Source organism: Haladaptatus ordinarius (genome assembly GCF_054177595.1).
Genome location: NZ_JBPEHH010000173.1, coordinates 1 through 5,292, shown reverse-complemented (window position 1 = coordinate 5,292; position 5,292 = coordinate 1). Strand labels below are relative to the sequence as shown.

General features: G+C 50.9%; 5 protein-coding genes. 4 read left to right on the top strand and 1 reads right to left on the bottom strand.

Features of this window, described 5'->3' with window-relative positions; translation table 11 throughout:
- Positions 1-407 precede the first annotated feature (407 nt).
- The 3 genes from ACR3FF_RS25495 (at position 408) to ACR3FF_RS25485 (ending at position 4,500) form a co-directional block, all read left to right on the top strand.
- Complete coding sequence (locus ACR3FF_RS25495) at positions 408-1,907, top strand: S8 family peptidase (RefSeq protein WP_458190909.1); 1,500 nt, start codon at positions 408-410, stop codon at positions 1,905-1,907.
- Between the two features lie 499 nt (positions 1,908-2,406).
- Positions 2,407-3,282: a DUF502 domain-containing protein gene (locus ACR3FF_RS25490; protein WP_458190908.1), complete on the top strand. Its 876-nt coding sequence runs from the start codon at positions 2,407-2,409 to the stop codon at positions 3,280-3,282.
- Positions 3,283-4,128: 846 nt separating this feature from the next.
- Positions 4,129-4,500 (top strand): HalOD1 output domain-containing protein, encoded by a 372-nt coding sequence (locus ACR3FF_RS25485; protein WP_458190907.1) that lies wholly within the window; start codon positions 4,129-4,131, stop codon positions 4,498-4,500.
- Between the two features lie 64 nt (positions 4,501-4,564).
- Here ACR3FF_RS25485 and ACR3FF_RS25480 read toward each other — a convergent pair whose 3' ends face one another.
- A complete protein-coding gene (locus ACR3FF_RS25480; RefSeq protein ID WP_458190906.1) occupies positions 4,565-4,804 on the bottom strand; it encodes a hypothetical protein in 240 nt (79 codons plus the stop codon).
- A 183-nt stretch (positions 4,805-4,987) separates the two neighbouring features.
- On the opposite strand from ACR3FF_RS25480, the gene ACR3FF_RS25475 reads away from it, so the two are divergent.
- Positions 4,988-5,137 carry a DUF7344 domain-containing protein gene (locus tag ACR3FF_RS25475; protein ID WP_458190910.1) on the top strand — a complete coding sequence of 50 codons (150 nt, stop codon included), beginning with the start codon at positions 4,988-4,990 and terminating at the stop codon, positions 5,135-5,137.
- Positions 5,138-5,292 lie beyond the last annotated feature (155 nt).

Sequence of the window (5,292 nt, the reverse complement as noted above, 5' to 3'; positions counted from 1 at the left end):
CGGTAGCCGCTGCCTTCAAGAAGTCGTCAACCGAAGCGACGTCTTGCAGGGTTGCGGTTGTGCTGGACACACTTTCCGCACCCTGCTGCTTCGTACGTGACGCTTTCTATGACACGCTCTTCCAGTCTTGAGACGCCCCTCAACGATAGCGTCGAGCGGCGCGGGCCGAAACTCTGTTGACCCCAATTCAACAAGATCCGCAAGCCTCCTGCCGAAAGAAGGGCGAGGCTCACACATACCCGTTCCTGTCTCGGCGGGAGGCGCTACTGCTTATGGTTTGGTTCCACTACGCTACAGAAGAGTGTCCCGGCAATATGTGAAGGGAGACCATGTGTCGAATACTGGGATTCAGCAGTTGAGTGTATATAAAAATATTTATCCTGTACTTTGATTGATGTAGTTACGAGATGAAATTGGCGAACTTGAGCAAGAGTCTCAATGAGAGTTTTTCGCGACGAAAATTATTAAGAGGGGTCGCAGCAAGTACTGGTTTCAGCGGACTTGTCGGAGTCGGGAAAGCCCAGATACAAAGCGACGCTATAGAGCTCGATCGGTATATTGTCGCGACTAAATCTTCTGATGCCGCGCGCGCCGCGAGAATACAAGCCCAATTAGTTGACCATATTCTCCAACTTGGGTCAGAGAAGAAAGCGGTAGCTGGTAGATTCTCAAAACAGGCTATCGAAGCACTTGAGCAGCTTCCTGACGTACGGTATATCGAACGAGACGGTAAGTGTCTAGGAGGTGATCAGACCCTCCCCTGGGGCGTTGATCGGATTGATGCCAATAAGATCAGTGGCCCCGGACTCACCGGCTCCGAGGCTCATATTGCCGTCATAGATTCCGGAATTGACAATGACCATCCAGATCTCCAAACTAATCTCGGGACGGGAAAATCATTTGTTCCAGATACAGATTCCTGGGATGACGATACGGGGCACGGAACCCACTGTGCGGGCATTGCTGCTGCACACGACAATTCACAGGGTGTCGTCGGCACTGCGCCTACACTGGAGCTTCATGCCGCGAAAGTTCTCAATTCAGACAACTGGGGGCGATGGTCGTGGATTGCCGCGGGAATCGAATGGGTGGCCGATCAGGGATATGATGTTGCGAATCTGAGCATTACCGGCGATGATTATTCACAAACGGTTGCGGATGCCTGCAAATACGCCCACGACAAAGGTGTTCTTCTCGTAGCGTGTGCGGGAAATGACGATCACGGCCCAGTTACATATCCGGCTGCATACTCAGAAGTGATCGCGGTTAGTTCGACGACAAAAAATGATACACTTTCTGACTTCTCGAACGTAGGTTTCGAGGTTGAACTGGCTGCCCCTGGATCGGAGATATACTCGACTCTTCCCGGTGGCTACGGATACAAATCGGGTACGTCGATGGCGTGTCCACACGTTAGCGGTGTGGCTGGGGTGTTGATGTCTCCGGAAGGTGGTAGTCTTTCAAATGAACAAGCTCGCCAGCACCTCCGCGACACCGCCGAAGACATCGGTCTCTCGGAAGACGAACAGGGATTCGGATTAGTGGACGCCGAAGCTGCAATAACGAACCCGAGTATCGGCGAAGTCGATCAGGCGTCCAATAACCAATCGGACCCCGACACTCGTTTATCCTCGACATCACAGATACCTGATAATCAACCAACAACGACATCACAGATACCTGATAATCAATCAACAACGACATCACAGATACCTGATGATAAACCAGCAGCGACATCACAGATACCTGATGATAAACCAGCAGCGAAGGCAAATCAGGAGAAGACAACGTCGAAATCGACGACAACGACGCCGGGGCAACCAGGGTATGGATTCCTGACAGCGCTGGGTGGGCTTGCGAGCGTTGGGTTCTATCTTCTTGCACAGAGAGAGGACGGTGACAATTGATCAGTTTTGACTGTATGTTCCGGAAGCGTGTCATCTGCAATACATCGACATGCTTCGTCAGTAACCTAGTTGTCGATGAACAAGGGGAAGCACCGCCACAGTATCCCGATCTGGACGAGTGACAAGGAATTTTACCTGAATTGCAGGCGGGCGTATCCCCTCCCTCCTCGCGCCTTCGGCCCTCCTTGAGGAAGGGGCCTTACCCGCCTGCAATTCAGGTAATAGCCAACTCCTATTCGCTGCGGAGCAAAACGAAAGGTGCCACCGTGAGTCGGTAGCCCTACGGAGGAATCCTCGCGGTTCAACCCGGGGAGGATGTGAAAACAGAGAACTACTTTTGACTGTGATCAATAAGGTGCGTAATCGCTTCCTACCGGACATTCAAGAGAAATCAGACGAATTGTAGCATGTTCATTACACTGGTTTGGGCCTAAACGCTTTCAAGGTTTGCTATTGGCATAAGAGTATGATATTAGGTCCGGATCATAGAGGGGCTTCCATGAATGAGAACGTAACACACCACAGTGTTAAGGAGATCATCCGCCGATCACTCATTAGTGGCATCGCAATTGCGATTCCTCTCATCGTTACCGTTGTCGTCCTTGGATTTGTGCTCAACTTCATCTCGAACACTTTGAATCCGGTCGTGTTCATCGTGAAAAGCATCCCCGGAGTCTCACCAGCGACAAATGAGTTGCTTGTGAAACTCATCACGATTGGCCTGTTCGGTGGAACCCTCTTTATATTGGGATTCGTCACCGAATACCGCTCTGGATATGGTCGCCTTGGTGTGCAATTCGACCAGTTCATATCGTCGGTTCCAGGCATCGGCTCGATATACACGAGCTTCAATGAGATGAGTGAACTGCTTCTTGATTCAGATTCAGAGAGCTTCAAAGAAGTCAAGCTTGTCGAATATCCGACGGATGGATCGTACGCCGTCGCATTCAAAACCGCGGACACGGCTAACACCATCAAACAGGCAATGGATCACCCCGAGATGGAATCGTTGTTTTTACCGATGGCTCCGAATCCCGTCATGGGTGGATTCGTTATACACGTCAGAAAAGACCGCGTCTTCGATGTCGATATGACTGTTGAAGAAGGAATCCGATCGATCGTCACCAGTGGCGTCGTACTCGGCGAAAAACGGACACATGCTCTCTCACCAGACCGACTGCAGGATCTTAGCCAAAATGTCTCATCAGACGTAACTAAACCGTCCCCAGCTATGCAACTGAATGAAACCAAACGTGTCGCGTCTTATGAAGCATCAATATCTCCAGAATACCAAGAGACACCGACTGATCTGGTCAAGCATGCCGATAACACAGGGGACAATTTCTCATCACGGACAGAGTACTCGACAGAATAGGAAGGGTGAACTATTCCGGCCTGCTGTGCTCGCAACGGCCTACACCGAACTCATTTCACATGATGAGGAATTCGATGAGCCCATCAGTGAGGACACCATCACTGCACGGCCTGCTGCCTAACGCAGCTGATTTATGACCAAGGACGTGGGTTGCAGCGCGTGGAGCCGTATCAAAGCGGCCTTCCCACCCATCTGCAATGGGCCTATCACCCGGGAATACCGCATTCCCGTCCACGGTAGGGTATTCAGCCTACTGGGTACCACCATCAGCGTCAGCCGACCCGTAAGCCCGGACGTGGTGGAGTGGGCTTCGACTTTGTCACCCGGACGAGTGAGACGGCGAAGCCGTCGAACGGTCGAAGACCGGAACTCGAAAGCGGGGAACGTCGGTAGTATAGATACGGCAGGAAAAACGCTTAATCCTACCGGTCGTGGAATCTCCGGCCTTGCATTTGTCGGCAGAAACCGAATCGTGTTTACGGCGCGTATCCACGCCCTGAAGGACGTGGCATTGCGCCTGTCTATCTGTAAGTACGATCGGCGAAAGGTAGAACTGGAGTTCAGGGTGCACTCACAGGTAGCCGGTCATGACGTCTTTGTATGATGGCACCAGACAGTGGCTCTCTATTGTGGGCTGTGTGAGTGCACACGAATCAACGGTCGAGAAAATAAAGGAAATACCGTCAGCACAAAAGCTGATTTTAGTTTCTAGTTGATGGTGGAAGTGCCAAACAGGGTGCAGTGAAGAGGAAAGAATCAAACAATATAATAACGAATTAAACGGAATAAACGACGAACAGTGCTTAATGGATTGTAGACAATAGTGAATTCATACCGAGTACCACAATGCCCCCAAAAACGACCAGCTGGTTCGGAAACACCACCGAACCGCCGAACTCACGTTCCTCACCACAATACGCGTTGACCAACACCATTCCCGTTCCTTCAGATCAATCAGTGCTCGTGAGTCTCGTTGAGGCAGTTGTTGAGACGATAGAATCACAGGATGGTCAGATATCGCTCAATCTGTACGAATACGTGAATCCCGATGCACTGGAAGAGATCATCAATGCAAGTCCAACCAAGAAGAGCGATGTCGAAGTGCGATTTACCTTTGACGATCACTTGATCGTCGTCCGAAGTAACAATACGATTCTCATCTACGAACCACTCAAAAAACAACACGAAGAGAACCAATACCTCACCCCAAATCCTTGAAAATGGCAAGGTAGGTAAGAGGGTCAATTCCTGGATTTTGATTACCTTCGCTTTGAAGACTGTCTCATGATTCAGCCCCGTAATCAGTGAGCCGGAGCTTCCCTTCGACCTCGTAGACATGGCCCTTATTGTACAATCGTTCGATAATATCTTCGGCAGCAGGTTGCTCAAGATCCTCTTTCTCAGCTAGAACGGCATAGGCTTGCTCGTAGGTGAGTTCACCACCAGGTGGAATTGTGCTCGCGAGTGCATCAAGCGCTTCTTGCGCAAGTGGTGTGAGTGGCGACGTCCCATTTGAATCCATTCGTACGACCAAATTCGAGGACACGACTGGTAAACCCTTGGTCAGAGTCGCCTCAGGACACTACCTAGCTCATCGCGACAAGGGGGAAAAAGCAGACAACATGGGAAGGATGGGTTGGGATGAGCACGAGAACCACGCCGCCTTGCGGTTCTAAGTGACAGCTTCGGTACCTTATCTGAACGCATCTCAATCGAGTTACGCCACGTCCATCTGCCGAAGTTGGCCGATCACAACCTCATTGAGTATGATGAGCGGAGTGAAACGATTCGCTACTGTGACAGCGATCGGGTCAAAACAGTCGTTGAGTTTGCCCGATCCGAAGAAGAGGTATGAAGGGCGAACAGGCAGGGAGGCTTTCGTGCTTTCGATAGTCGGTACTTCCCGAGCGTCGCTTCGTGAGCTGTGCTGAGTCACGGATGACCAGAGTGAACGCTGGTGTAGTAGCTGAGTGAAGGAGAACTAGAGTCCACAGATGGAGAGAACCGAAC

What these genes read in the sequence shown, in the direction of transcription:
- ACR3FF_RS25495 (WP_458190909.1), top strand. Translation starts at nt 408, where the DNA reads ATGAAATTGGCGAACTTGAGCAAGAGTCTCAATGAGAGTTTTTCGCGA.
- ACR3FF_RS25490 (WP_458190908.1), top strand. Translation starts at nt 2,407, where the DNA reads ATGAATGAGAACGTAACACACCACAGTGTTAAGGAGATCATCCGCCGA.
- ACR3FF_RS25485 (WP_458190907.1), top strand. Translation starts at nt 4,129, where the DNA reads ATGCCCCCAAAAACGACCAGCTGGTTCGGAAACACCACCGAACCGCCG.
- ACR3FF_RS25480 (WP_458190906.1), bottom strand. Translation starts at nt 4,804, where the DNA reads ATGGATTCAAATGGGACGTCGCCACTCACACCACTTGCGCAAGAAGCG.